The sequence below is a fragment of the Pseudoroseomonas cervicalis ATCC 49957 genome (assembly GCF_000164635.1).
In the GTDB taxonomy this organism is placed as follows: Bacteria; Pseudomonadota; Alphaproteobacteria; order Acetobacterales; family Acetobacteraceae; genus Pseudoroseomonas; species Pseudoroseomonas cervicalis.
Map to the genome: position 1 here is coordinate 1 of NZ_GG771222.1, position 602 is coordinate 602.

Sequence of the window (602 nt, forward strand, 5' to 3'; positions counted from 1 at the left end):
GCCACTTCGATCAGCACCGCCAGCGGCCGCGCCAGCCGCCCGCCGGCGGCGCGCACCCCGCCCAGGAAGGCCGCCTGCTCGTCCAGCACGGAGCGGCGGTTCCACCAGATCGAGGGATCGGCCAGGGCATAGGCGCCGAACAGCGCCGGCCGGGTGAACAGCACATGCAGCCCGAACAGCCCGCCCAGCGAATGGCCGAACAGCGTCTGCCGCGCCGGGTCGAGCGGCAGGCGCGCGGCCACCGCCGGGCGCAGCACCGTCTCCAGGAAGTCCAGGAAGCGCTCCCGCCCGCCGGTCGGCGGCGGGGTGTCGCGGCGCGGGCCGAAGCTCTCGGCGGCGGTGGGCGGCGTCAGGTCGAAGAAGCGGCGGTCCAGGTCGCGCTGCGGTGCCGCCGGGTGGTCGATGCCGAGCAGCGCGACGCCCGAGGCCCCCGCCGCCTCGCGCGCATGCCAGGCGAGGGGGAAGCTGCGCTGGCCGTCCAGCAGCGTCAGCAGCGGGTAGCCGGCGGCCGGGGGCGGCGCGGCCGGGCGGGCGAGCTGGATCGCCCAGGGCGGCCCATCCCCCAGGCCCAGCGTGAAGCGCTCCACCAGCGGGTGCTCGAT

1 protein-coding gene is annotated in these 602 nt (G+C 77.6%); it reads right to left on the minus strand.

The genetic code is table 11. The annotated features are described in order from the left end of the window. Positions 1-602 (minus strand): alpha/beta hydrolase (locus HMPREF0731_RS22675; protein ID WP_007006619.1); only part of this gene is annotated, 602 nt, incomplete at both ends.